Here is a 229-nt window from a genome sequence, read left to right as displayed (position 1 = left end):
ATCAATGCCAATATGGTTTTGGAACTGCCGTTCGGTAAAGGAAAACGTTTCTTGGATCGCGGTGGGTTGGTTAATCTGATTTTCGGCGGCTTCCAGTTCTCTTCAATTGTTAATCTTAGTTCGGGACCGCCGCTGGCGATTATTGACCCGCGCGGCACGTCATCGATTGCTTTTGTATCGGGAAGACAGTCAGCCAGGAGCAGTTTGACCGGTGATGAAATTAAAGAAT

1 protein-coding gene is annotated in these 229 nt (G+C 47.6%); it reads left to right on the top strand.

Annotated features, from left to right (window positions below; translation table 11 throughout):
- Nucleotides 1–12 precede the first annotated feature (12 nt).
- Nucleotides 13–229: hypothetical protein (locus ACSNOK_RS36665; protein ID WP_436784957.1), on the top strand; the 217-nt coding region annotated here is incomplete at its 3' end.

Origin of the sequence: Streptomyces sp. URMC 126 (genome assembly GCF_051386555.1) — a bacterium.
GTDB lineage: Bacteria > Actinomycetota > Actinomycetes > Streptomycetales > Streptomycetaceae > Streptomyces.
This window is presented reverse-complemented; position numbering and strand designations above follow the sequence as displayed.